Below are 25,035 nucleotides of genomic sequence, written 5' to 3'. Positions count from 1 at the left end.
GGTCATCACCCGACAGGGTCTTTCGGCCGCGAGCGGCTGACGGGCAGGCGCACGGTTGCGAAGCGACCGCCGACCCGGATGATCCAGCGAAACAATCGAAGGACGTGCACAGGCTAGGCCAACGCGGAATCCGGGTCAATCCGGGTTTCCACGTGACGGCCGTCGCCCTGGGGACAACCCCTACGACAAGGCCACCCCGCGCGCCACGGCGAAGCGACGCGTGCGGGGCGGCCAAGCGGCGATCGGGCATCCCGTCCGAGGCCGAGGCGAAACAAGCCCCGTGACGGGGTTCAGGCAAGGACATCACGATGTACGAAATCATGGACGACGCGCCGGAGACGGCGCGCGAGCAAGACGTCATGGCCGAAGGCGGCCGGAAGGCCCTGGGCTACGAGGCCGAGATCGAGCTGAGGTTCGGCAAGGTCTACGACCTGAAGGAGGTCGCCGAGATGTTCGGCATCTCCCTGCGCCAGGTGCAGGCCCATGTCGACGACGGCAGCCTCGTGGCCGTCAACGTCGGCCGGGGCGACGAGCGCCGGGACCTCCGCGTCCTGGAGGGGGACCTCGAAGGGTTCGTGCGCCGCCGGAAGACGGCGGCGGTCACGGCCGCGGCGTTCGCCCGGCTGAAGACGGTCACGCGGGCGGTGCCGACCACGGGGCCGAACCCGGGCTACGCGGAGCGCCGCGCCGCCCGCCTCGCGCGCAAGGGGGGCTGCTGACATGACCGTCTGGAAGCCGAAGGACTCCTCCTTCTACTACTGCTCCTTCGTGGTGAAGGGGCAGCGGTTCAGCGGGCCGACCAAGCTGACGAACGAGCGGGACGCGCTCGCCTTCGAGAGGCGCTGGAAGGCCGCCGAGAAGAGAAAGGTCGACATGCACGGCGCCCTGCGCGGTCGCGACATGACCATGCTGGATGCGGTCGACCGCCTCACGAAGGAGAAGGCCCAGCAGAACGGTCGCGTCCCGTATCGCGACCGGGACCTGGACTGGCTCGTCGAGCAGATCGGGCCCGACACCAAGCTGAGCGAGATCAATGCCGGCACCATCGCCGCCGTCGTCGAGAAGCGGAGGCGGATGTGCCGGTGGGACGATCCCAAGTACGGGCCGGTCAGGGCGGGCACGATTACCCAGAGCGTGCTCCGCCCCCTCTCCGCGCTCCGGAACTGGGCCATCGACGTCTGGAAGATCCCGCTTCCGGACATGCCGAAGATCTCGATGTATTTTGGGGAGCCCTACGCCCGGACCCGGGAGCTGTCGATCCGGGAGGAACTCATGCTCCTGCCGGAGTGCGGGGACTACCGGGGCCTGGTGGAGTTCATCCTCCGGTCCGGCCTCCGGCGCGAGAGCGCGCTGCTCAGGAAGAGCGAGGTGTTTCTGGAGGAGGGACGCATCAGGGTGTGGGTGAAGGCCAAGGGGGAAAAGAAGCTTCTGGAGCTCCCGATCACCCCGGCGATCGACAGGATCATCCGGGCCAACATCGACAATCCGACCGACTTCGTCTTCACCTATCGGCAGAGGACGAAGAAGGGGGTCGTGGTGAAGCCGATCACGTCGAGCGGCTTCTACGGGGCGTTCAAGACGGCGGCCGAGCGGGCCGGGATCGCGGACCTCGTGATCCACGATCTGCGGCGGTCGGCCGGGGCGCGGATGTACCGGGCCACCGGGAATATCGCGGCCGTGTCCAAGTTCCTCGGCCACGCCACCGTGGTGATCACCATGAAGCACTACGTCCACATCCTGCCCGATGACGTCTCGATCGCCATGAAGGCGGCGGAGGCGGCACACGGGGACCTGGTCGCCAAGGCCCAGGCCAGCATGGCCCCGGGGGTCGAGGAGGTCGATGAAAAGCTGGCCGCCTAGGGCTTGCTTCTGATGCCTGCGAGAAGGGCCGTCCTATGGGGCGGCCCTTTTGCCGCCAGGCCCGTAGGCCTGCCTCTATCGAGCCTGTTCGGCTGCCACGAGACGGTCCTCCAACTCCTTGACGAAAGTGGATCGGCCGAGCGACCTCGGACCATAACGGTCTCGAAACCATCCGGAATAAAGGAGATGGACGGCATCGCGAGCCCTCGTGAGCCCGACGTAGAAGAGACGGCGGCTTTCCTTGAGTTCGGCCTCCTTCTCCTTCGCCCAGGGCATCATGCCCTGATCCATCCCGACCATGATGACCACGTCGTACTCGCAGCCTTTCGAGGAGTGCAGCGTCAGCAAGTTCACGTGCGAGGGCGAACCGTCCCGTCCGCCGAGGCTGACGAGATCCAGTCCTTCGAGCTTGCCGCCGGGCGCGACGGCCACGCTCATCCGCTGGACCTGCTCGATCTGGTCCGCCAGGCTCGGCTCCGCCAGTCCCAGCGGGTCCAGCAGGGATTGACGGATCGCCGCGATGAACGGGGCGGCGGGACCGTCATCCCGGCGATGCGCCATCAGGAAGGCCGTGACCGCGCGCCTGGTCCGGTTCGCTTCCTGCTCGCTCGCGCGTCCGGCGCGAAAGCCGATCCAGCGGGACAGCAGGCCGCCCAGTTGAGGCCGGGCTTTCCGCCAACCGCCCGAGCACCAGGCCGCGCAATCCTCGACCCAGCTCGTCAGCTCGACCTTCTTGTAGGGAGCCGCGGTGTCGATCCGGACGAAGTCCATGCCGGCCGCCGCGAGCGCGTCCGCGAACACGTCTCCGACCGTGGCCGCGCGATACAGGATCGCGATGTCGCCGGGAACGCGGCCCGGCTTCGCCGCCAGCGCCTCCGGGATCAGCGTCTCGACGATGTGGGCGGCCTGATCCTCAAGGCCGCCAGGGCGCTCGACGAACCGCACCGTCGCGAGCCGCTCCGTGTCATGCGGTCGGTAGCCACGCACCTCGCCGAGCGCATATTCCGAGGCCTCGATGATGCGGCCGCCGGACCGGTAGTTGAGTTCCAGGCGAACCGTCTCGACATCGTGGCGCTCCGCCAAGTGATGGAACAGGCCGCCGTCCGTCCCGGTGAAGCCGTAGACCGCCTGGTCCGCGTCGCCCACGGCGAACAGCCGGACCCCTCCCTCGAAGGCGAGCCGCATCACGATGCGATGCAAGGCTAGTCCGAGATCCTGGTACTCGTCGACGGCGAGGATCGGCCATCGGGCGGCGATCGCCGGCAGGACCCAATCATGCGCGCCGATCAGGCGGTTAGCGCAAACGACCATGTCGTCGTAGTCGATCAGGCCCTGCCGGCGCAGCGCGGCCTCGTACCCTTCGCATAGACGGGCGAGGTCGGGATCGGCGCTCCACCCCGGGGCGTCCCGGTCAAGGTGAACACGACGGTACTTGCCCATCTCATCCAGCTTGTAGGGCTGGCCGATGCCGAAGAGCGCCTCGGCCACGCGCCTGAAGGTGTCCTTGACCTGACCCGTCGTGGCGAGGACCAGGGGATGCGGAAGGTCGAGGCCGGCGAGGCGGCCGTAGGGCATCAGGACGTGGCGCAGGCAGAACCCGTGCACCGTCCCGACAAAGAGGTTCGGCGCTTCCCTGAGACCGAGCCGCTCAAGGCGGCGCTTGAGCTCGCGGGCGCATTCCGTGCTGTAGGTGATGCAGGCGACGCCCTGCGGCGCGCGCACGTCCTCGGCGAGCATGCGCGCCAGCTTCAGGACGAGCGTCTTCGTCTTGCCGGAGCCCGGTCCGGCGAGGACCACGCAGTGGCCTTCGGAATCGTAGGCCGCCTGCTGTCCCGGGTTTCCGGCGAGGTCCCCCACGTGCCGGAGGTAGGCCGCGCTCGTGCTACGCGATCGCATCGCGGATACGCTCCAGGGCGGCGCGAATGTAGGCGGGGCACCGGTCGGCGTCGACGGCGGGGGCGATCCGCTGCGCGAAGCGTCCTTTGCCGACGCGCTCGATTAACGCGATGAGCGGTCCGACCTCCAGCTTTGACGGATCGGCCTCCCAGGCGTCGAGCTTCGCCAGCGTGGCCGGGATGACGGGCAGCTCCGCCTTGATCACGCTGACCATCTCGTGGCGCATCGGCGTTGCGAACAGCTCTGGTTCCAGGGTGTTGGCGTTGACGTAGATGCCTTCCCGCTCCCCCTCCAGGAACAGGTCGGCGTCGCCCATGCCGGCGGGATCGAAGCCCGGTCGCAGGATCTTGAGAAGCCTGATCACGCGACCCTGCCCCAGCACCCGTCCGTCGCTGAGCACGTCGCGGTCGGTCAGCACGACGTACGGGATCTTCAATCCGGCCTGTCCCAGCAGCTTCACGTATGGTGCGAAGTTGGTGCCGCTGACCGAGCAGACCGAGATCCCGAGTTCGTCGAGACGGATGCCGAGCGCCTCGGCGAAGGCCGGGATCAGGAACCGTTCGGCGTCGCCCTCGACGAGGATCACGCCGCGGGCAAAGAACAGCTCGCCGCGCGTGACGTCGATGTAGCGCTGGAGATCGTCCACCTCCTCGGGGGCCAGCGCGATCTTGGCCGTCGACACGCCGCGCGTCCCGCCGTCCGCCTGCCGGCGCAGCAGCACGATCGACCTCAGGGGGGCGATGCTCGCGATATGCGGTGAGTGGGTCGTCAGGATCGTGACAAGACGACCGGTCGAAGGGACATCCTTGGGGCCCGGCTCGCCGCCACCGGCCTTGGCGGCGGTCTCGGCGGCATCGAGGAAGTGCCGGTAGACCAGCCGCTGCACATGCGGGTGCAGGTGCGCCTCGGGCTCCTCGACCGCCAGGAAGGTGAAGTCGCGCTCGTCCTCCTCGATCAGCCGGTCGAGCTCCAGGCTCTTGAGGGCGAGGAAGACGAGGTTGGCGGTTCCCAGGCTCGCGTCCGCGACGCCGCGCGCGCCCTGGTCGATGAGCAGGCGCAGGGCGCGCAGCAGCGCGTCCAGTCGCGTCGGCGCCAGCCCAAGGGCGACCGACGTGGCGTGCGCGGGCCCCACCATGCCTGCCAGGCGGTCGCTGATGGTTTGGGCCACGCCGCCGACCTCAGGACGTCCCGACAGCGCCCGCTGGGCATCGTCGACCGCGGCCTGGATCGCCTCGCGGTCGGCCTCGGCCAGCGTGCCGGCGAGGTTCTCGATTAGGGGTCTCAACGGCGACCTGCGCCAGTTGGCGAGATCCTTCTCGGCATCCCGCAAGGCCGGAAGTAGGTCCAGCGGCAACATGCGGCGCAGGCCGGGTCCGACGGCGTTATCCGGATCGTCTCCCCCGAACACGACGTACTCGTAGTCGGCGAGGCTCGCCGGCGTTCCTCCCACCGAGGCCTTCGGCTGGAAGAGGTAGGTGAGACGCGCGACCATGGGCGGCCCGGGATCGACCAGGCAATCGGCGAGGTGCGCCATGAGGCGCGTGTCGGCATCGAAGTCGGTGAACTCGACGGAGATCTCGATGGTCGCGCCGAGTTTGTGGTCCCCGAGCCCGTCCCAGAAGTGCTCTAGGCCGAGCCGGCGGTCGCGCTCTGACAGGCCCGGATCCAGGATCAGCTGCAGCGCGAAGAGCAGGTTGCTCTTCCCGACCTTGTTCTCCCCGACCACCACGACGTTCTGGCCGGTCTCGATCTCGAAGTCGGCGAAGTTCGCGAAATTCCGGATTCTGATTTTCGAGATTAGCACCTGAGAACCCTTCCCGACCCTGGCGCCCGAGCCCCGCCATGCCCTCGGCAAGGCGTGGGACGTGTTTGAACCGTCGCGGGCTGCTCGACTTGGCGAAGGGGTATCACCGCGGTCGGCGTGGCCGCGTACCCGGCCGGCAACACGCCGGGTGGGAATGCCGGCCGCGATCTCCCGGCGGTTGGGTCGTTGCTCGAACCGATTGCCTCCGGCAAGAATGACAACAGGCTTCGGATCGCCTATAAAGGACGTTGACGGTAGTCGTTTCCCGTTCGCCGGCCCGAGGGCCAGGCATGCGAGGGACCGTCTCGCAAGGTTTCCCTCAAAAATCCGGCTAAGGCACTGAAGCCATTAGAGCCCATTGTTTAGGGATGGAACATTGATTGCCATCTGGGCACTATTTCGATGCCCACGGAAGGCAGTTTCGGATGGCAGATAAGTTACTGATCTGCTTCGCTTAAATCGGATGTCCGATCGCTGATCGTTGGTCTGCCGCCGAATCTCCACCGGCGCTGAAACAGCGCCGAAATGCGGGTTTCGGAACCCAAAATCTCAAAATTCTCGCAAGGCCGCGCCGGGACGGCCCCAAGCCACGCTCGATCTCATTCGGGACGAGGTGAGCACGTGTTCTGTGCCTGTAAACAGGCAGTCATGACGTCTTGCAGTCACGGACCACTGCTCCTGCCAATCCCCGCCCTCTGACGTCAAGCAGTCAAGACTGCACCGTCGGCTGATGGCTTCCGAGACGTCATGACGTCAAAACCTCATCCGGAACCGCGTTGGTTTGTTAACGTCATGACGTCATGACTGCAGGCGGGACGTCGTGGGCAACCCGCGTATGAAGAAAGAGAAGAGCCCGAAGGGCGAGCAAGTCACCGTCTACCTCGAACCGGGGTTGCGGGCCGTCCTGAAGGTTGCGGCCGCCGAGAAGGGCTCGTCAGCGAGCAGCCTGGTCGAGGCCGCCTTGCGGGCGTACCTTCGGAAGCTGGGGTTCCAGATCACGTCGCGAGGGCCGACGGCCGATGCGACAGCCGCGGAAGACACCGTCGCACCGCCCGCGCTGGCCACGATCGAGAAGACCTTGGCCGATCACGCGGCTGCCCTTCAAGCAATCCAGGAACAACTGGCCTCGCTCAAGGCGGCCCGAGCACCGGCACCCCTCGCAATGCCGGAAGGCGAGTTCACCAAGGTCGAGAGTATCATTCTCGACATGATTTGCGCGGGTGGGCTCAAAGGAGCGTCCGCCGCCGACATCAAACGTCGTCTGGATGCGAAGGGCATCGCGTATGGGCCCCGTCGAGCGGCACTCTCCAACCTCCACAAGCAGGGGATCCTGAGGCGGTGGAAGTGGGACTGGAGGCTTGTGGAAGCATCCGCGGAAGGCAAGGAGGGCGGTCCTCGCGACAGCGGAGTCCTGGCCGATCAGGCTTCGGCATCGCCCCCGCCCCACGCGCCGTCCGGCCCGCCGCCGGGTACGGCCACCAGAGGCGGTGTCCAAGCTTGAGTCTCGCCGATCGCAGCTGATGCCTGCGCCTCCTGCGACGCTCCGGAGGCGCCGGTCGTTCGATGGAGGATCGTCCAGGCTAGGGTCAAAACCCAATCAGCTTGACCGCATGAAGGGCTGCTGAGGGTGGGGAGCCGACCCTCGCCCGTCACCCTGAAGCGGACGTTCCGACTCCGACCCAACCCAGTCGTTCACGAGGACCGGACGAACACCCGAAAGCGGATGTGAGCAATAAGCCACCAAAAGGCGGCGCCAGCTACTCCGCTGGTTGCAACCGTGTACGCTCCTCACCCGACGCCTGCCGCGCCGACACCTTCGCCCTCCCGAATTGCGCGTAGAGCGCAGGTAACACGAGCAGGGTGAGCAGCGTCGCGCTCACCAAGCCGCCGATGACCACCGTCGCCAACGGCCGCTGCACCTCTGCACCCGTTCCGGTCGCCAACGCCATCGGCACGAAGCCAAGGGCCGCCACAAGCGCCGTCATCACGACCGGCCGCAGGCGCGTGACGGCCCCCTCCCGCACCGCCTGGGGGACTGACATCCCCTCCGCCACCAACGTCCGGATGTGGTTGAGCAGGACCAGTCCGTTCAGAACCGCTACGCCCGACAGCGCAATGAACCCAACCGCCGCCGAGACCGAGAACGGCATGTCCCGCAGCCACAGCGCCGCCACGCCCCCGGTCAGTGCCATCGGCACCGCACTGAACACGATGAGCGTGTCCCGCGGTGAGCCGAGCGCCCCGAGCAACAGGATGAAGATCAGCACGAAGCAGGCCGGCACTACCACCATCAGGCGCTGGCGGGCCGCCGTCAGGTTCTCGAACTGGCCGCCCCAGCGCACCTCGTAGCCGGGCGGCAGCCGGATCTCGGCGGCGATGCGTGCCTGCGCCTCGGTCACCAACGAGCCGATGTCCCGGCCACGCACGTTCGCCGTCACCACCACGCGGCGGCGACCATTCTCACGGCTGACCTGGTTCGGTCCCTCCGTGAAAGTGAAACTCGCCAGTTGGCGGAGCGGCACGCTCATGCCCGTCGCTCCCGGCGCGGCCGGCACGCCGGTGCTCGTCCGGGCCGGAGCCGCCTGCACGGGCGGCAGCGGGACGGGGAGGTTCTTCAGTGCTTCGACGTCGCCACGGATGTTGTCGGCCAACCTGACGACGATGGCGAAGCGTCGGTCACCCTCGAAGACGAGGCCGGCGTCCTTGCCGCCGACCGCCGTGCCGATGACGTCCTGCACCTCCGCCATGCTCAGGCCGCGCCGGGCGATCTCGCGCCGGTCGACCTTGATCTCTAGGAACGGCAGCCCGACTGCCTCCTCGACCTTCACATCGGCAGCTCCCTCCAGGCCGCGCAGGATGCCCGCGATCTTGCGGGCACCCTCGACCATCGGCCCGAACTCCTCGCCGAACACCTTCACCGCCAAGTCGTCGCGCACGCCCGCGATGAGCTCGTTGAAGCGCATTTGGATCGGCTGGGAGAACCCGAGCAGCGTGCCGGGGATCAGCTTCGCCTCGGCCTCCATGCGCCCGATCAAAGATTCCTTCGTTTCCGACGGGTCCGGCCAGGCGTCCTGCGGCTTCAGGATGAGATAGGCGTCGCAGGCGTTCGGCGGCATCGGGTCAGCAGCGATGTCGGGGGTGCCGCAGCGCGAGTAGACGAACGCCACCTCCGGGAACTTGCTCATGGCGTCCTCGACGCCGAGCTGCATCGCCTGCGACTGCGTGATCGAGGTCGACGGGATGCGCCGGGCCTCCATCACGATGTTCTTCTCGTCGAGCGTCGGCGTGAACTCCTGGCCGAGCCGCGTTGCCAAAGCCCCGGCAAGCCCGAGGACGACAACCGCTCCGGCGATGAAGGCCAGCGGCGTCCGGACCGCCCCGCCCAGCACCGGTCGATAGGCTCCCTTGAGCGCCCGGAGCAGCAGGTTGTCGCCCTCGCTGACCCGCCCGGTGATGAAGGTCGCGACCATCGCCGGCACGAAGGTCAGCGACAGCACGAAGGCTGCCACCAGCGCGATCAGCACCGTCAGGGCCATCGGTGCGAAGGTCTTACCCTCGACGCCCGTGAAGGTGAGCAGCGGCACGTAGACCAGAATGATGATGGCCTGCCCGTAGACGCTGGGCTTGATCATCTCCTCGGCCGAGACGCGCACGGTTTCCAGGCGCTCGTCTAAACCAAGCTTTCGCCCGAGCGCGTGCTGCCGCTCGGCCAGGTGCCGCAGGCTGTTCTCGGCGATGATGACCGCGCCGTCGACGATGAGCCCGAAGTCGAGGGCGCCGAGGCTCATCAGGTTCGCGCTGATGCGGCCGGCCAGCATTCCGGTGGCGGTCATCATCATGGCGACCGGGATGACCAGCGCCGTGATGATGGCCGCCCGGATGTTGCCGAGCGCCAGGAACAGGACCGCGATGACCAGGAGCGCGCCCTCGGCGAGGTTCTTGGAGACCGTCTTGACGGTGGCGTCGACGAGGTCGGTCCGGCTGAGCAGCGTTCGGGCCTGGATGCCCGGCGGGAGGAGCTTGTTGATCTCCTTGATCTTGGCGTCCGCGGCCGCCGAGACGGTCCGGCTGTTCTCGCCGATGAGCATGAGGGCGGTGCCTAGCACGACCTCGTGCCCGTTCTCGCTGGCCGAGCCGGTCCGGAGCTCGCGGCCGACGCCGACCTCGGCGACGTCCCTCACCAAGATCGGAACCCCGGCCCGGGTCGCCACGACGATGTCGCGGATCTGGTCCACGTTCTCGATGAGGCCGCCCGCTCGGACGACGTAGCCCTCGCCGTTGCGCTCGACGTAGTTGGCGCCCCGGGTCACGTTGTTGGCCTCGATGGCCCGCGTCAGGTCGGCGAAGCCCAGGCCGTAGCCGACCAGCTTCATCGGGTCGGGCTTGACCTGGTACTCCTTGACGAAGCCGCCGATGGCGTCGGCCCCGGCCACCCCCGGCACGCTCTTCATCTGCGGCCGGATGATCCAGTCCTGTACGGTCCGCAGGTAGACCGTGCGCTCGAAGTCGGACTTCAGCCGCTCGCCCTCGGGTGTCAGGTAGCTGCCGTCGGTCTGCCAGCCCGGCAAGCCATCCCGGACGGGCGCACCCTCGCCGGGGGCCCGGTACTCGACCGCCCACCAGTAGATCTCACCGAGCCCAGTCGAGATCGGCCCGAGCTTGACCTCGACCCCGGGCGGCAGGGTGCTGCGCACCTCGGTCAGGCGTTCGTTCACCTGTTGCCTGGCGAAGTAGACGTCGACCTTGTCGCTGAACACGGCGGTGAGCTGGGCGAAGCCGTTGCGCGAGAAGGAGCGCAGGCTCTCAAGGCCCGGCGTGCCGGCGAGCGCCCGCTCGACCAGCACCGTGACCTGCTTCTCGATCTCGACCGGCGTCAGCGCCGGGGCGACGGCGTTGACCTGGACCTGGTTGTTGGTGACGTCGGGCACCGCGTCGATGGGCAGCCGCGCGAGCGACCAAGCCCCGAAGGCGGCGGCGATCAGGGTCGCCAGGATGACCGCGTAGCGGTTGGCGACGGAGAAGGCGAGGATCGGGCGGATCATGGCTCAGTCCTCCGCCGCGGCCTTGCCGAGCTCGGACTTGAGCGTGAAGGAATTGGTCGTCACCACGACCTCCCCGGGCTCCAGCCCCTCCGTGACCTCCACGTCGTCGTCGTCCGACCGTCCGAGCTTGACCGGCCGCGCCTCGAATCCCTCCGCGACCCGCACGAAGGCGTTCGGCTGACCCTCCAGGGTCTGGATGGCCGAGGCCGGGACAAGGACCCGCACCGGCTTGTCGGAAATCACGATCTCGGCGGTCACGAACGACCCGGGCCGCCAAGCCTCGTCCGGGTTGGCGAGTTCGGCGACGACGCGGGCCGCGCGGGTGGTCTGGTCGAGAACGGGCACGATGAAGACGATGCGGCCGCGCGCGGCCTCACCGGTCGCCTCGGCCCGAACGGTCACGGCCTGGCCCTCGCGGACCAGCGGCATGTCGCCGGGGCTGACCGCGAGGTCGACCCACACCTTCGACAGGTCGACGACGCTGTAGAGTTCGGTCTCCAGGTTGTCCCGGCCGACCGCGGCTCCCTGGTCGACGCGCCGCTCCACGACCTTGCCCGCAATCGGGGAGCGGATCTCCTGGCGCTCGAACTGCGCCTCAGGCTGCTTCGGAAGGGCCTCGATCTCGGCCTGGCTCAGGCCGAGGAACGTCAGTTTGCGTCGGGCCGCATCTTCCTTGACCTTGAGGTCCTGGTAGCTCGCCTGCGAGCGCAGGTACTGCTGCTCCGACGAGATGCGCTTGTCCCAGAGCTCTTTGTCGCGCTCGTAGAGCGTCTTCTGCAGGGCGGCCGAGACCCGCGCTGCCAGGTACTCGCCCTTGGTCTCGGCGATCTCGCGGCTGTCGAGGAGCGCCACGACCTCGCCCTTGGCGACCGCGTCGCCGAGCCCCTTGCGCAGCTCGACGACGGTGCCGGTGGTCTTCACCGCGATCCGCGCGGTCAGGTTGGCGCTCGGGACGACGGTGCCCGGCACGTGCAGGTGGCGCGAGAGGCTCCCGCCACCGACCTTGTCCGTGCGGATGCCGGCCTTGGCGACCTGGTCGTCCGTCAGCCTGACGAGGCTGGGTTTCTCCGGCTCCGGACCTGCCGCCGGCTGCGGTTCGGTCTTGGCGGGCGCGGCGCCACCCCTGGCGCCCGCCAGAAGGGTGCGGACCGTATCGGGCGCGCCGGGCCACCAGGTCGCAATCAGGAAGCCGCCGGCGACGGCCAGCAGCACGGGAACGAGGCGTCTGAACATGTCGGTGCCATGGACGGCCGGCCGCGCGCCTGCGCGGGTGCCGTCGTTCGAGGAAGGGACGAGGCGGAAAGCCTCAGGCCCTTGGAGGCTCGAACGGTCCTTGCAGCCCACCGCCGGCCCGGAAGGCCTCGTCCGCACGAGCGAACGACTGCCCCGCGGACGGAGCCACGGTCGCGGGGGCCTTGGCGGCGACTGGCATTACGCCCTGCGCATGCGATTGCGCGTGGTGGATCAGGTCGTCGGCATCTTGATGGGTTGCACCCTGACCCGGTTCCGCCACCGACAACACGGCGTTCGCGACGGGACCGGACGCCTCGTGCCGGACTTCGGCGAGCAACGGCAGCACGGTGACCGCCGCCAGTAGCAGCGCGATAGCCACCGTCATGAGACGCCGCCCGAACGACACCCGACACCCACCCCCGATATGCGCCCGCCACTTCGGCGCGTCGAACACCCTTCCCTTATCCCCTCCTGGGGGATAGCATGTCAACATGGAACACACGCACGCCTCCCACCCCGACATCGTCAAGCGGCTCAAGCGCGCCCACGGCCATCTCGCCGGCGTCATCGCAATGATCGAGGAGGGCCGCGCCTGCGTGGACCTCGCCCAGCAGCTCCACGCCGTGGAAAGCGCCATCGCCAACGCCAAGCGGGTCCTTATCGAGGACCACATGGAGCACTGCATCGGCGACGGGGTCGGGGAAGGCGGCAAGTCCGCCAAGGCGGCGCTGGCCGAATTCAAGGCGCTCGCGAAGTACCTGTGAGGTCACGATGCTGAGCGTTCTCGCGAACCGGACCTACCGGCACCTGTTCGCCGCGCAGGTCATCGCGCTCATCGGCACCGGTCTGCTCACCGTGGCCCTCGGCCTGCTCGCCTACCGGCTGGCCGGGGACGCGGCGGGGGCGGTGCTGGGCACGGCACTCGCGATCAAAATGGTCGCCTACGTGCTGGTTGCGCCGGTCGCGAATGCCTTCACGGGGCAGTTGCCGCGCCGAGCCTTCCTCGTGGCCACCGACCTCGTCAGGGCCGGCATCGCGCTGGTCCTGCCCTTCGTCGATCAGGTCTGGCAGATCTACCTGCTGGTCTTCGTGCTCCAGTCCTGCTCGGCGGCGTTCACCCCGACCTTCCAGGCGACCATCCCCGACATCCTGCCGAAGGAACAGGACTACACCCGCGCCCTGTCGCTCTCCCGCCTCGCCTACGACCTGGAGAACCTGCTCAGCCCGACGCTGGCGGCGCTCCTGCTGACGGCCATCGACTTCCACTGGCTGTTCGGGGGCACGGTCGTCGGGTTCCTGTGCTCGGCCGCCCTGGTCGTCTCGGTGGTGCTGCCGTCCCCGACGCCGCCCGAGCGCCGCGCCGGGATCTACGAGCGCACGACGCGGGGCTTGCGCATCTACCTTGCCACGCCGAGGCTGCGCGGGCTCCTCGCTCTGAACCTCGCGGTGTCGGCGGCCGGCTCGATGGTCATCGTCAACACGGTGGTGATCGTGCAGGCCATCCTGCAGCGGCCCCAGAACGACGTCGCGGTGGCCCTCGGGCTGTTCGGCGGCGGCTCGATGCTGGCGGCGCTTCTGTTGCCGCGCGTGCTCGACCGGCTGCCCGACCGCACGGTCATGCTCCCCGCCGCGGCCTTCCTCGGCGTCGTGCTGCTCGGCTTCGCCGCCACGACCTGGGGCGGCGTCATCGGTTGGCCGATGCTGCTGGCCGCCTGGCTGGCGCTCGGGATCGGCTACTCCGCCGCGCAGACCCCCACCGGGCGGCTGCTCCGGCGCTCGGCGACGCCCGGGGACCGCCCGGCCGTCTTCGCCGCCCAGTTCGCGCTCTCGCACGTGGCCTGGCTCCTGACCTACCCGCTGGCCGGCTGGCTCGGAGCCAAGGCGGGCATGCCGGTCACCCTGACGGTGCTGGGGGCGATCAACCTGTTTGCCATCGCCGCCGCGGCGATACTCTGGCCGGCCTCGGACCCGGACGTCGTCGAGCACCTGCACCCCGACCTGGGAGCGGACCATCCCCATCTCGAAGGCACCGGTTCGCGCCGACATGCGCATGCCTTCGTCATCGACGACCTGCACCACCGCTGGCCTGCGGCCTGGCCCGGATGAAGCCGGCGCGACGCCTGTTCGTGATCGCGCTGACCTTCGCCTGCGGCCCGGCCCCGGCGTTCGAGTGCCCCGACTTCCTGAGGATGCATGGCATGCTTCGGCGCGCGCAGGCACGGTGCGCGTTCGAGCGGTTCAATCCCGAGATCGTGGACATGGCGCGGCAGTGCTACGACCGCCTGGGCGCGCAAGCCGGGGCGCCTGCGATGCACACCGGCGCAGCCGAGTTCGACCGGATGGCTTCGCTTCGCGGAGAAGACACCACCTGCAACCTGATCCAGCAACGATTCCCGATGGTGGTGCGATAGGTTCATCGGCCGGTCATGCGGACGATGCCAAACGTCGGACCTTGGTCGTGGCGACGCATCGATGCTAGGTGTCGCTCAGGGAGACCCGTTTTTGAGACTGCCGCTGACCATCTTGCGCCGGATCGCGACCAGCCTGATGCTGCTGGCGATGGCGGCGCTCGCGGTCAACGTCGCGGCGGTGCCGGCGAGCGCCTTCGCTCCCGTCGAGCAACTGGAATACGCCGGGCCCGAGCACAGCCACGTGCACGGCGACGGCACCGTGCACTCGCATGCCGTCTCCAAGGTCACCCCGGACGAGGCCGGCGGCTGGCCGGATTTCCCGCCGCTCGACGACCCGCAGGACCACGAGCACGAGAAGGCGGATTGCTGCGGCCTGGCCCATCCGGTCGCGCTTCTCTCCGCCGATGCCACGGCGCCCGTGCACGGGTCGCCGGGCGCGATCCTCGTCACTCGGGAATCGACGCATCCGCACGGGGTCGACCCTAACGGCCCGAGACGACCTCCAAGGTCCCTTCCGAACGCGTGAGCGCGGCGTCCTGACGGGCGCCGCAAGGCCGTGCCCGTTCGACAGGACCCCGAACCGTGACCCTTCCCAAGACCGACGCCCCCGGGCGGCCGCGAGGCCGTGCCGCCGGCCTGGCCATGATGATCCTGGCCATCTGCCTCGCCACGCCCGCAATCGCCGGCGGGGGCGACGACCACAGCCACGGGCCGGCACCGGCCGCCGTGGCGGCGCAAGGCACGCCCCGCGTCGCCATGCAGTCCGACCTCTACCAAGTGGTCGCCACACTCAAGGGCGACCGCCTGACGCTCTACGTCGACCGGTCCGAGGACAACGAGCCGGTGACCGGCGCGACCGTGTCCGTGACCGTCGAGGGCGAGGCCGTGCCGGCCACGGCGAACGCCGACGGGACCTACGCCGTCTCCTCGCCGCACCTGGCGGATCTCGGCTCGAACGACCTCGTCATCCAGGTCGCCGGCCCCGACGGCGAGGACCTGCTGATCGGGGCCCTGGTGGTGGCCGAGGCGGTCAGCGCGGCCGCCCGTCCCGGCGGAGCCCATGCGCACACCGACATTCCGTTCCTCGCCCATCTGAAGGAACGGCTTGGCCAGCCCGAGCCGGGTCGGGCCTGGGCGCTCGCCGTCTTCGCGGTCGGGCTAGCCCTCGGGCTCGCACTGCGCAGCCGCCGCATGCGGCCGGCCGCCTTCGTGGCCGGCGCGGTCCTCGTCGTTGCCCTGACGGGCACGGCCTTCGCCCACGGCGGCGAGGACCACGACCACGACGCGCCCACCGTGGTGCCCGGCTCGAACACGCCGCAGCGCCTGCCCGACGGCTCGGTCTTCGTCCCCAAACCCTCGCAACGCATCCTGGAGGTGCGCACCACGACCGCCACGCCGACCGAGGTCGAAGGCGCGACCCGCCTCATCGGCAAGGTCATCCCGGACCCGAACCGTGGCGGTCTGGTGCAGAGCATCGGCGGTGGCCGCGTCATCGCGCCCGAGGCCGGCATGCCCCGCCTCGGGCAGGCCGTACGCAAGGGAGAGGTTCTCGCCCGGGTCGAGCGGCCCATCATCCAGGCCGACCAAGCCATCGTGGTCGAGAAGGTCGGCGAGATCGAGCAGCAGATCGGCCTCGCCGAGGCGAAGCTCGCCCGCGCCCGGAAGCTCGTCGCCTCCGGCGCCGGCACCGCGATCTCCGTCTCTGACCTGGAGATCGAACTAGAGGGCATGCGCCGGCGCCGGGCCGCCGTGAGCGACATCCGGACCACGCCTGAGACCCTGACGGCTCCGGCCGACGGCGTCATCGCCTCGACCCGCGTCGTCGCCGGCCAGGTCGTGCAGCCGCAGGACGTGTTGTTCCAGGTCGTCCATCCAGGCAGCCTTTGGGTCGAGGCTCTCTCCTTCGAGGACGCACCGACCGGCACGGGGACGACGGCGCTAACCGTCGACGGCGCGACCCTGAAGCTGGAGCCCAAGGGCGTCAGCCGTGCCCTGCAGCAGCAGGCGACCGTCCTCCAGTTCGCGGTCGTCGACCCGCCGCACAACCTCCGGGTGGGACAGCCGGTAACGGTGCTCGCCGCGACCGGGATCAGCGCGACCGGCATCGTGCTCCCCCGGAACGCCGTCGTGCGCGGGACCGGCGGGGAGGCCATGGTCTGGCGCCACGCCGCGCCCGAGCGGTTCGAGCCGCGCCAGGTCCGGGTCGAGCCCGTCGATGCCACGCGGGTGGTGGTTCGCGCCGGCGTGAAGGAGGGCGAGCGCGTCGTCGTACGCGGCGCCGACCTCATCAACCAGATCCGGTGAGGGCAACCATGTTCGGCACCCTCGTCCGCGCCAGCCTGCGCAACCGGCTCTTCGTCCTCGCCGCGGCCGTGCTCCTCGTCGCCTACGGCAGCTTCGTGCTGCCGCGGCTGCCGGTCGACGTGCTGCCCGACCTCAATCGGCCCATGGTCACGCTGATGACCGAGGCCGAGGGGCTCGCGCCCCAGGAGGTCGAGCAGACCGTCACCTATCCCATCGAGGCCGCGATGAACGGCATGCCGGGGGTGACCCGCGTCCGCTCCGTCTCCGGCGTCGGCCTGTCAATCGTCTACGTCGAGTTCGACTGGTCGACCGACGTCTACCGCAGCCGCCAGTTGGTGGCGGAGAAGCTCGCCATCGTGCGCGAGACCCTGCCACGCGGTGTGGTCCCGCACATGGGGCCGGTCACCTCGATCATGGGCGAGATCCTGCTGGTCGCCGTCACCTCGGAAGCGCTGCCGCCCATGGAGGTGCGCGAGCTCGCCGACTTCGTCATCCGGCCGCAGCTCCTCAGCCTATCCGGCGTCGCCCAGGTCATCCCCATCGGCGGCGAGGTCCGGCAGTACCGGGTCAGCCCGAACCCGGCCGCGATGCAGGCCCTCGACGTCACCCCCGAGCAGGTCGAGGCCGCCGTCTCGCGCTTCGGCACCAACACCGGCGGCGGCTTCGTCGACCAGCACGGGCGCGAGTACCTCATCCGCAACGTCGGCCTGACCAAGCGCCTCGACGACCTGCGCGGCACGGTCGTGACCTACCGGCAGGGGCAGCCTGTCCTGCTGCGGCAGGTCGCCGACGTCGCCTTCGCCCCGGCGCACAAGCGAGGCGACGCAGGCTACAACGGGCGCTCGGCCGTCATCGTCTCGATCCAGAAGCAACCCGGCGCCGACACGGTCCAGTTGACGCGGCGCATCGAGGCGACGCTCGCCTCCATCCAGAGGACGCTGCCGGCCGGCGTGAGGGCCGACAACATCCAGTTCCGTCAGGCGACTTTCATCGAGACCTCCATCGGCAACGTGAAGCGGGTGCTCCTAGAGGCCGCCGCCGTCGTCGCGGTGGTGCTGGTCCTATTCCTAGTGAACGTCCGGGCGACCCTGATCTCGCTCACCGCGATTCCGGTCTCGGTGCTCGTAACCGTCGTGGTCTTCCAGGCCCTCGGCCTGACCGTGAACACCATGACGCTCGGCGGGCTCGCCATCGCTATCGGCGAGCTCGTCGACGACGCTGTGGTGGACGTCGAGAACATTATCCGGCGCCTGCATGAGAACCGGGAGAGGCCCGAGCCGCGACCGGTGCTGGAGGTGGTCGCGGCGGCGAGCCAGGAGGTGCGCTCGGGCATCGTCTACGCGACCCTGATCGTCTGCCTCGTCTTCGTGCCGCTGTTCGCGCTGTCGGGCATCGAGGGCCGCCTCTTCGCCCCGCTGGGCGTCGCCTACATCGTTTCCATCCTGGCGAGCCTCGTGGTGTCGGTCACCCTGACGCCGGTCCTGGCCTCCTACCTGCTCGCCCGCGACGGAAACCAGCACCGCGGCGACACCCGGCTCGTCCGCTTCCTGAAGCGCGGGAACGCCGCCCTCCTGAAATGGGCCTTCGGGCACCGCTGGCTCGTCGTGGGCTCGGCCGGCGCCGCCGTGGTCGTGGCCGGCTTCGCCGCGGCGAACCTGCCGCGGGCGTTCCTGCCGCCCTTCAACGAGGGCAGCCTCGCCCTTGGTCTGGCCTACAACCCCGGCATCTCGCTCGCCGAGAGCCACCGCCTTGGGCTGGTGGCCGAGCGCCTCATCCGCGAGGTGCCCGAGGTGACCTCGGTTGGGCGCCGCACCGGCCGTGCCGAGATGGACGAGCACGCCGAGGGTGTCCACTCCTCCGAGATCGACGTCGACCTGAAGCCCGGCCGGCCGAAGGAGGCCATCCTCGCCGACCTCCGTGAGCGGCTCGGCGTGTTGCCAGCGGTGCTCAACGTCGGGCAGCCGATCTCGCACCGGCTAGACCACATGCTCTCGGGCATCCGGGCCGAGGTCGCGGTGAAGATCTACGGCGACGACCTCGATACCCTGCGAAGCCTCGCCGAGGGCCTGCGCGACCGGCTGGCGAAGATCCCGGGCATGGCCGACCTCCAGGTCGAGAAGCAGGTACGCATCCCGCAGCTCCGGGTGGACGTCGACCACGAGCGGGCCGCCCTGTACGGCCTGACGCCGGCGGCGGTGACGGACGCGCTGGCGACGCTGAGCAACGGGCGCACGGTCTCGCAGATCGTCGAGGGCAACCGCCGCTTCGACGTGGTCATCCGCCTCGGGGACGAGGACCGCTCGACCACGGGGCTGGGCGACCTGCTCATCGCCTCGCCGGCCGGGCGCATCCCGCTACGCCGGGTCGCCGAAGTGACCGAGACCGACGGCCCGAACCAAGTCATGCGCGAGAACGCCCAGCGGCGGATCGCGGTATTCGGCAACACGGACAAGCGGCGCGACCTCGCCGCCGTGGTCGCCGACGTGCGGCGAGCCATCGACGAGACCCGCTGGCCGCCGGGCTACCGGGCCGGGCTGGAGGGCTCATTCCAGGCCCAGGAGGAGGCCTCGACCCGCATCGGCCTGCTCTCGCTGGTGGCGCTCGCGTTGATCCTCACCGTCCTCTACGGGCGCTACCGCTCGCTCGCGCTCGCCGGCATCATCATGGCCAGCATCCCGCTGGCGCTGGTCGGTTCGGTCGCCGCCCTGTGGCTCGCTGGGCAGCCGCTCTCGGTCGCCTCGATGGTCGGCTTCGTGACCCTCGCAGGCATCACCGCCCGCAACGGCATCCTCAAGATCAGCCACTACCTCAACCTCGCCATCCACGAGGGCGGGGCGTTCGGGCCGGCGCTCGTCGTGCGCGGGTCGCTGGAACGGCTGACGCCGGTGCTGATGACCGCGCTCTCGGCCGGGCTCGCCCTGCTGCCGCTGGTGCTCGGCGCCGGCGAACCGGGCCGCGAGATCCTGCACCCCGTCGCGGTGACCATCCTGGGCGGCCTCGTCAGCGCCACGCTGCTCGACGCCGTCCTGACCCCGATCCTGTTCCTCGCCTTCGGTCGGCGCGCGCTTGAGCGGCTCCGGGCGGGACAGGTGGGCGGGCTCAAGCCCGCCGAGCTCTACTGACCCTCGAAGGAGACACCATGAAGCCTAGCATCATCGCCCTCGCCCTCGTCCTGGCGCTACCGGCCGCCGGCCATGCCCAGGGGCACTCGCACAAGGGCCCGAACGGCGGCGAACTCATCGACGTCGCGGGCGGCCACGCCGAGTTCGTCGACACCCCGACCGAGATCGCGCTCCACCTCAGCGACGAGGACGGCAAGCCGGTCCCAGCGAAGGGCGCGACCGGCAAGGCCACCATCCTGTCCGGCGGCAAGACCGAGACGGTCGACCTCGCCCCGGCCGGCGGGGCCAAGCTCGCCGGCGCGCTGATGAAGCCGCTCGCCTCGGGCGACAAGGTCGTGGTGTCGGCGCGCACCGCGGACGGGCGGAAGATCCAGGTGCGTCACGTGGAGCGGTAGGCCGTCCTGACCTCAACAAAGCGCGCCTCGCGCAATCCAAGTCGCCCCCGGCGCATCGCGGACCATGCTGCGCCGGGTCCTACGCATCGGGCGCCAGGGCCGCCATGTATTGAGGCCCAGCTCGGAAGCGGATGCTCATGGAGCGCCTCCAACGACGAGGACGCGAACCAGAGCAAGTCCGGCGAACAGGGCCGCGACGCCGACCACGACGGAGCCGAGCGCGTAGGTCAGTGCTGCACCCATCTCGCCGCGTTCCTGCAATAGGGCGGTTTCCAGCGCGTAGGTCGAAAAGGTGGTGAAGCCCCCGATGATGCCGGTGGTCAGGAACAGCCGCATCGGCTGCGAAAGGCCACTCCTCAGGGCGAAGTATTCCGCGACGACGCCCATCGCGAAGGAACCGACGACGTTGATGGTCAACGTCCCCCATGGGTACTCGCTGCCGACCAACCGTAACGCCAGCACCCCAACCCCGTAGCGGGCAGCCGATCCCAGCCCGCCCCCTAGAAATACGATCACGAAGCCCACGGCCTGCCCTTTCCTCTATCCTACGTCAGGGCAGCAAAAAGCCCGCCGGGCGGCGGGCTCGCACTGGGTAGCCTCCTGTCGCGAGCGGACGCCGTGGGCCCTCACAGCGGGAGCTGTCAGCCCTCACGGGCGGTTGTCGGGAAGCTCCACTCCCATCCCACGGGCGGAAGCTTACCGAGCCACCGACCGGCCCGTCGAAGCCTTCCGCGGTGCGCCGCTGAACCAGAGCACCAGCGCCCCGAGTGCCATGCAGGTCAGCGACCCCACCAGCACCCCGATCTTGGTCTCAGCCTCCAGCTCCGGGCGCTCGGCAAACGCCAGTAGGCCGATGAACAGGCTCATGGTGAACCCCACGCCGCAGAGCAGCGACAGCCCGTAGAGCTGCCACCAACTCGTATGGGCAGGGCGCTGGGCCAGACCGAGCTTGATTGCCGCAGAGGTGAGCCCGAACACCCCGACCTGCTTGCCGACGAACAGGCCGAGTGCCACGCTGAGCGTGACCGGCGCGAACAGCATCTCCGCCTTGAACCCAGACAACGATACGCCAGCGTTGGCGAACCCGAACAGCGGCAGCACGACGAACGACGACCACGGGGCAAGGCCGTGTTCCAGCCGGTGCAGCGGCGAGGTCACGTCCTCCGGGCGGCCGGGGCTTGCCTTGAGAGGGATCGTCATCGCGAGCAACACCCCCGCCAGCGTGGCGTGGATGCCCGAGTTCAGCACGAGCACCCAAAGCACTCCGCCCAGTAGCAGGTACGGCAACAGCCGGGTTATGCCGAACCGGTTGAGTCCGACCAACGCCCCTAGCACGACGGCTGCCCCGCCCAGTGCCGCGAGCGACAGGTCGGCCGTGTAGAACAGGGCGATGATCAGCACCGCGCCCAGGTCGTCGATGATCGCCAGGGCGGTCAGGAACACCTTGAGCGCCACCGGTACGCGGGAGCCGAGCAGTGCCAGCACACCGAGGGCGAAGGCGATGTCGGTGGCGGCCGGGATCGCCCAGCCGCGCAGGGTGTCCGGCGAATGCCGATTGACCGCGAGATAAACCAGGGCCGGAGCGGCCATGCCACCGAGGGCGGCGAGGCCCGGCAAAATGCGGTCCGGCCACGTGCGCAGGCGACCGTCCAGGACTTCCCGTTTGATGTCCAAGCCGACCAGCAGGAAGAACAGCGCCATGAGGGCGTCGTTGATCCAGTGGAGGACGCTCAACGGGCCGATGTCAGCCTGCAAGGCCGCAAAGTAGGTGGGGGCGGCCGGCGAGTTGGCCACGGTCAGCGCCAGCGCGGCGCTGAGCATCAGCACGACACCACCCGACGCGCTGTGATCGAGGATGGAGCGGAGCAGCGAGGGCCTGCGCGCGGCCGTTAAGATGGCTCCGACGTCTGACATGAGGCTCCCCTAGATGCCCTTTGCACCAAGGGGAAATCGAAAATTCTGCCCTTCCTTATAGACAACATCTATAAGCGGCTGATGCCCAGCATCCAGCAACTTCGGTACCTCATCGCCGTCGCAGACACCCTGAACTTCAGCCGGGCGGCCGAGGCCTGCCACGTCACGCAGCCGACGCTGAGCATGCAGATCAAGGAAATGGAGGATCGGCTGGGCATCCGGCTGATCGAACGGACACGGGCGCGCGTCATCCTCACGCCGGTCGGCACCGAGATCGTCCGCCGAGCCAGAACGGTGCTCGCGGAGGTCGAGGACATCCGGACGATCGCACGGCAGGACGACCCCAAGGCGCTTCAGGGCAAGCTCCTGTTCGGGGTGGTCCAGACGGTCGGCGCCTACGTCCTGTCGGTCGCGATGCCCACCCTCAAGACGGCCTTCCCGCACCTCCGTGTCGTCATCCGCGAGGACAGGGCGGAGAACCTTCCCGCCAAGCTCGCTGACGGCACCTACGAGGTCCTGCTTCTGCCGGATCGGCCCCGTCATCACGACTTCACGTCGGTCACGCTCCTCCAGGAGCCGCTGCACGTCGTGCTGCCGTCCGACCACCGCCTCGCAGCGCGTGAACGCATCGACCCCGAAGATCTCGCCGGGGAAACCATCCTGACGATGGAGCGAGGCCATCGCATCCACGACCCCATCGCCGCGTTCTGCGAGCAGGTCGGGGCGATCCACGCCCGCGATTATGCGGGCACGACCCTGGACACGCTGCGTCTGATGGTGACGACCGGCCAGGGCCTTACCCTGTTGCCGGCGCTCTACGTCCGCTCGGACGTATTGCGGGAGACACTGATCGTCGCCCGGCCGCTGTCGTCCGGGGCACCGGTCAGGAACCTGACGATGTCCTGGCGCAGCACCTCTCCCAAACACGAGACCTACTCGGTGCTCGCGACCACCATCGCCGAATGTCTCGTTCCCTGGGGCCTGACAGGACAGGGCATCCCGGCATTGTAGCAGCGTCGGCCGGACGATGTCCGCTTCCATGCTCTGCCGTCCGAAACCGGACGGGCGGCAATCCACCCCACCCAGACGTAAGACCCTATCTCATCAACAGCCTCGAAGCGGACCTTTCCAGGGTCCGCAACGGGTCGGAAGCAGCCCCTCACATGGTCAAGCTGATTGGGTTTTGACCCTAGGCGGCGGCCTCGTAGGCGAGCGGACGAAGATCATAGCGAGGGAATAGCTCCATCTCGCGCGCCATCGCCTCGACCGTGAAGCCACCATACTTGCGGCCCTCGGTCTGCGGCGCATGCCCCTGGATGGCGTCGAGGACCGAATCCCGCATCCCGCCCGTACGGCCGCGCGTCTTGAAGCTGTGGCGCCAGCCATGGTTCGGGTCGACACCAACGTCGTCGATGCCGAGCTTGCGGACCCATGCCGCCAGCCGTTCCCCGACCTTCTTCGACGGCGGGTTGGCGACCGAGCCGCCGCGGCCGCGCGCGGGGTCGTAGAACAGGGCGCCCGTCCGCGTGCCGACGTAGTCGAGGAAACCCATCTCGACGAGGTGCGGGTGGATCGGCACGTTGCGAAATCGCTTCGTCTTGACCGTCCCCGCCTCGGGGGTGATGCGGAAGACGAGGACGCCTTTCTCGTGGCGGATGTCCTCGCGACGCAGCTGGGTGATCTCGCCGACCCGCGCCCCGGAATAGGCGCACAGCCAGGGGACCCAGCGCCGCGCCGCCGCGTGCTCCCGGCTGAGACGCCCACCGTGCGGACCGAGTGCCGCCGCGAGGATCGTGGTGGCCTCGGCCTCGGTGAAGTCGCGGTCCCGTAAGACGGCCCCCTCCACCACCTTCACCCGGACGTCCGCGCAGGGATTGCTCGCGACCTTGCGCTTGCCCTTGAGCCAGCCGAACAGTGCCTTCGCCGAGGCCACGTAGACGTCGCGGATGGTCTTGTTGCCGCGCCCCTCCGACCTCAGCGCGTCGACCCAATCCGAGATGTCGTCCGGCGTGACGCGCGCGAGGTCGTCATGGCCGACGGACGCCGCCAGCGTCTCCAGGGCCGGACGCCATCGCTTCCGCGTGGAGGCGGCGAGCTTCGACTCGTCGGCGTACTTCGCGAACCACTCGTCCAGGGGCAGGACGACCGCCGCCGGCTTCTCGGCGGGCGCCTTGGGGAAGCGCCCGGCCATCGGGTCGGGGCTGAAATCGCCGTCGAGATACTTCAGGCTCTGCTCGACGGCTTGGAGGATCGCCTTGGCGATCGCGTAATCGAGCGCGCCCCGCGTGTCCGGATCGACGCGCAAGCCGCGGTGCGCAAGGTGGGCGTCGATTTCCGGACCGTAGAAGCGCAGGAACGCGTCGCGGCTCTCCGGGGTGCGATCCGCGATGAACCGCTCGATGATGCCGGCCGTCGTGAGGCTTTGGAACGGCGAGAACCCGCCCGCCTGGTACCGGGCGATCAGGTCGTCGTAGACCTCGCCCGCGATGGCGTTGACCTCAAGCAGGTTGAGCCGCCGCACGCCGGCCCGCAGGTTGGCCCAGCGGGCCTCGACCTTCGCGGCGTGGACCGCGAAGCGGCGCTTGGCCTCGCCGACGTCCTTCGTCCCGAGGCTGGCCTTCTCCTCGCGCCGGCCGACGAGGGCCAGGAGGTCCTTCGGGACCCGCCTGCGGAACCAGAAGACGCCGGTCTTCGGATGGGGCCAGGGACGCGACATCGCCAGAACCACGTGTGTACCACCCGTGTGTACCACCGGGCGGCCGCGAAGTCGCTGTTTCCCTTGGTTCTCTCTGAAAAATCAGGCTTTTCAGGTCGATTGGCGGAGAGGGGGGGATTCGAACCCCCGATGCCCTTGCAGGCATGCCGCATTTCGAGTGCGGTGCATTCAACCGCTCTGCCACCTCTCCGTGGATCCGTCAGCGGTGGCGGGTGACTAGCACGCGCGTTTCACGCTCACAAGCGGGTTCGGCCGCCCCTTCGGGCCGGGTTGGCCGGCGGCGTCGCCGCGACGGCCTGTCTGCGACCGGCGCGCCGTGTCTGCCTTGCCACGGCGGG

19 protein-coding genes and 1 tRNA gene are annotated in these 25,035 nt (G+C 69.0%); 11 read left to right on the top strand and 9 right to left on the bottom strand.

What is annotated here, in order from left to right:
• Positions 1 to 308: 308 nt before the first annotated feature.
• Together MFF21_RS11895 and MFF21_RS11890 are read left to right on the top strand one after the other, a co-directional pair.
• Complete coding sequence (locus MFF21_RS11895; RefSeq protein ID WP_238311379.1) at positions 309 to 719, top strand: helix-turn-helix domain-containing protein; 411 nt, start codon at positions 309 to 311, stop codon at positions 717 to 719.
• Between the two features lies 1 nt (position 720).
• Positions 721 to 1,860 carry a tyrosine-type recombinase/integrase gene (locus MFF21_RS11890; RefSeq protein ID WP_238311378.1) on the top strand — a complete coding sequence of 380 codons (1,140 nt, stop codon included), beginning with the start codon at positions 721 to 723 and terminating at the stop codon, positions 1,858 to 1,860.
• Positions 1,861 to 1,935: 75 nt separating this feature from the next.
• Here the strand turns inward: MFF21_RS11890 and MFF21_RS11885 are convergent, their stop codons facing one another.
• Both MFF21_RS11885 and MFF21_RS11880 read right to left on the bottom strand, forming a co-directional pair.
• The gene (locus MFF21_RS11885; protein ID WP_238311377.1) at positions 1,936 to 3,756 is read right to left on the bottom strand and encodes an ATP-dependent helicase; all 1,821 of its coding nucleotides are present in this window, start codon (positions 3,754 to 3,756) and stop codon (positions 1,936 to 1,938) included.
• Positions 3,743 to 5,482 carry an ATP-dependent nuclease gene (locus MFF21_RS11880; protein WP_505744243.1) on the bottom strand — a complete coding sequence of 580 codons (1,740 nt, stop codon included), beginning with the start codon at positions 5,480 to 5,482 and terminating at the stop codon, positions 3,743 to 3,745. The genes MFF21_RS11885 and MFF21_RS11880 overlap by 14 nt, the downstream gene beginning before the upstream one ends.
• Before the next feature lie 913 nt (positions 5,483 to 6,395).
• Between MFF21_RS11880 and MFF21_RS11875 the strand changes: the two genes are divergently transcribed.
• Entirely contained in the window at positions 6,396 to 7,061 is a 666-nt protein-coding gene (locus MFF21_RS11875; RefSeq protein WP_238311375.1) for a hypothetical protein, read from the top strand.
• 256 nt (positions 7,062 to 7,317) lie between these two features.
• Here the strand turns inward: MFF21_RS11875 and MFF21_RS11870 are convergent, their stop codons facing one another.
• From MFF21_RS11870 to MFF21_RS11860, 3 genes are all read right to left on the bottom strand, one after another.
• Positions 7,318 to 10,602 carry an efflux RND transporter permease subunit gene (locus MFF21_RS11870; protein WP_238311374.1) on the bottom strand — a complete coding sequence of 1,095 codons (3,285 nt, stop codon included), beginning with the start codon at positions 10,600 to 10,602 and terminating at the stop codon, positions 7,318 to 7,320.
• Between the two features lie 3 nt (positions 10,603 to 10,605).
• Positions 10,606 to 11,835, bottom strand: a complete 1,230-nt coding sequence (locus MFF21_RS11865; RefSeq protein WP_238311373.1) for an efflux RND transporter periplasmic adaptor subunit — start codon at positions 11,833 to 11,835, stop codon at positions 10,606 to 10,608.
• 73 nt (positions 11,836 to 11,908) lie between these two features.
• Positions 11,909 to 12,289 (bottom strand): hypothetical protein, encoded by a 381-nt coding sequence (locus MFF21_RS11860; RefSeq protein ID WP_238311372.1) that lies wholly within the window; start codon positions 12,287 to 12,289, stop codon positions 11,909 to 11,911.
• A 37-nt stretch (positions 12,290 to 12,326) separates the two neighbouring features.
• Between MFF21_RS11860 and MFF21_RS11855 the strand changes: the two genes are divergently transcribed.
• The 7 genes from MFF21_RS11855 to MFF21_RS11825 all read left to right on the top strand — a co-directional run bounded on the left by MFF21_RS11855 (position 12,327) and on the right by MFF21_RS11825 (position 20,067).
• Positions 12,327 to 12,599, top strand: a complete 273-nt coding sequence (locus MFF21_RS11855; protein ID WP_053608653.1) for a metal-sensing transcriptional repressor — start codon at positions 12,327 to 12,329, stop codon at positions 12,597 to 12,599.
• A gap of 7 nt (positions 12,600 to 12,606) precedes the next feature.
• A complete protein-coding gene (locus MFF21_RS11850) occupies positions 12,607 to 13,941 on the top strand; it encodes an MFS transporter (RefSeq protein WP_238311371.1) in 1,335 nt (444 codons plus the stop codon).
• Positions 13,942 to 13,961: 20 nt separating this feature from the next.
• Positions 13,962 to 14,246: a hypothetical protein gene (locus tag MFF21_RS11845; RefSeq protein WP_238311370.1), complete on the top strand. Its 285-nt coding sequence runs from the start codon at positions 13,962 to 13,964 to the stop codon at positions 14,244 to 14,246.
• 91 nt (positions 14,247 to 14,337) lie between these two features.
• Positions 14,338 to 14,772, top strand: coding sequence for a DNA polymerase III subunit gamma/tau (locus MFF21_RS11840; protein WP_238311369.1), 435 nt, complete (start codon positions 14,338 to 14,340; stop codon positions 14,770 to 14,772).
• A 56-nt stretch (positions 14,773 to 14,828) separates the two neighbouring features.
• Positions 14,829 to 16,550 carry an efflux RND transporter periplasmic adaptor subunit gene (locus MFF21_RS11835; protein WP_238311368.1) on the top strand — a complete coding sequence of 574 codons (1,722 nt, stop codon included), beginning with the start codon at positions 14,829 to 14,831 and terminating at the stop codon, positions 16,548 to 16,550.
• A gap of 8 nt (positions 16,551 to 16,558) precedes the next feature.
• Positions 16,559 to 19,672 carry an efflux RND transporter permease subunit gene (locus MFF21_RS11830; protein ID WP_238311367.1) on the top strand — a complete coding sequence of 1,038 codons (3,114 nt, stop codon included), beginning with the start codon at positions 16,559 to 16,561 and terminating at the stop codon, positions 19,670 to 19,672.
• Positions 19,673 to 19,689: 17 nt separating this feature from the next.
• Positions 19,690 to 20,067: a hypothetical protein gene (locus MFF21_RS11825; RefSeq protein WP_238311366.1), complete on the top strand. Its 378-nt coding sequence runs from the start codon at positions 19,690 to 19,692 to the stop codon at positions 20,065 to 20,067.
• Between the two features lie 135 nt (positions 20,068 to 20,202).
• Here MFF21_RS11825 and crcB read toward each other — a convergent pair whose 3' ends face one another.
• Together crcB and nhaA are read right to left on the bottom strand one after the other, a co-directional pair.
• The gene (crcB, locus tag MFF21_RS11820) at positions 20,203 to 20,592 is read right to left on the bottom strand and encodes a fluoride efflux transporter CrcB (RefSeq protein ID WP_063987428.1); all 390 of its coding nucleotides are present in this window, start codon (positions 20,590 to 20,592) and stop codon (positions 20,203 to 20,205) included.
• A 171-nt stretch (positions 20,593 to 20,763) separates the two neighbouring features.
• Positions 20,764 to 21,981 carry a Na+/H+ antiporter NhaA gene (gene nhaA, locus MFF21_RS11815; protein ID WP_238311365.1) on the bottom strand — a complete coding sequence of 406 codons (1,218 nt, stop codon included), beginning with the start codon at positions 21,979 to 21,981 and terminating at the stop codon, positions 20,764 to 20,766.
• 81 nt (positions 21,982 to 22,062) lie between these two features.
• Here nhaA and MFF21_RS11810 point away from each other — a divergent pair, with 81 nt between their 5' ends.
• The gene (locus MFF21_RS11810; RefSeq protein WP_238311364.1) at positions 22,063 to 22,992 is read left to right on the top strand and encodes a LysR substrate-binding domain-containing protein; all 930 of its coding nucleotides are present in this window, start codon (positions 22,063 to 22,065) and stop codon (positions 22,990 to 22,992) included.
• Positions 22,993 to 23,170: 178 nt separating this feature from the next.
• On the opposite strand, the gene MFF21_RS11805 is transcribed toward MFF21_RS11810, so the two are convergent.
• Together MFF21_RS11805 and MFF21_RS11800 are read right to left on the bottom strand one after the other, a co-directional pair.
• Positions 23,171 to 24,697 carry a site-specific integrase gene (locus tag MFF21_RS11805; protein ID WP_238311363.1) on the bottom strand — a complete coding sequence of 509 codons (1,527 nt, stop codon included), beginning with the start codon at positions 24,695 to 24,697 and terminating at the stop codon, positions 23,171 to 23,173.
• A 100-nt stretch (positions 24,698 to 24,797) separates the two neighbouring features.
• Positions 24,798 to 24,887, bottom strand: a tRNA-Ser gene (locus MFF21_RS11800).
• Positions 24,888 to 25,035: the final 148 nt, after the last annotated feature.

The sequence above is a fragment of the Methylobacterium organophilum genome (genome assembly GCF_022179465.1).
Taxonomy (GTDB): Bacteria; Pseudomonadota; Alphaproteobacteria; order Rhizobiales; family Beijerinckiaceae; genus Methylobacterium; species Methylobacterium organophilum.
Note: the sequence above shows the minus strand (reverse complement) of the source record. Positions and strands in the feature narration are given on the sequence as shown.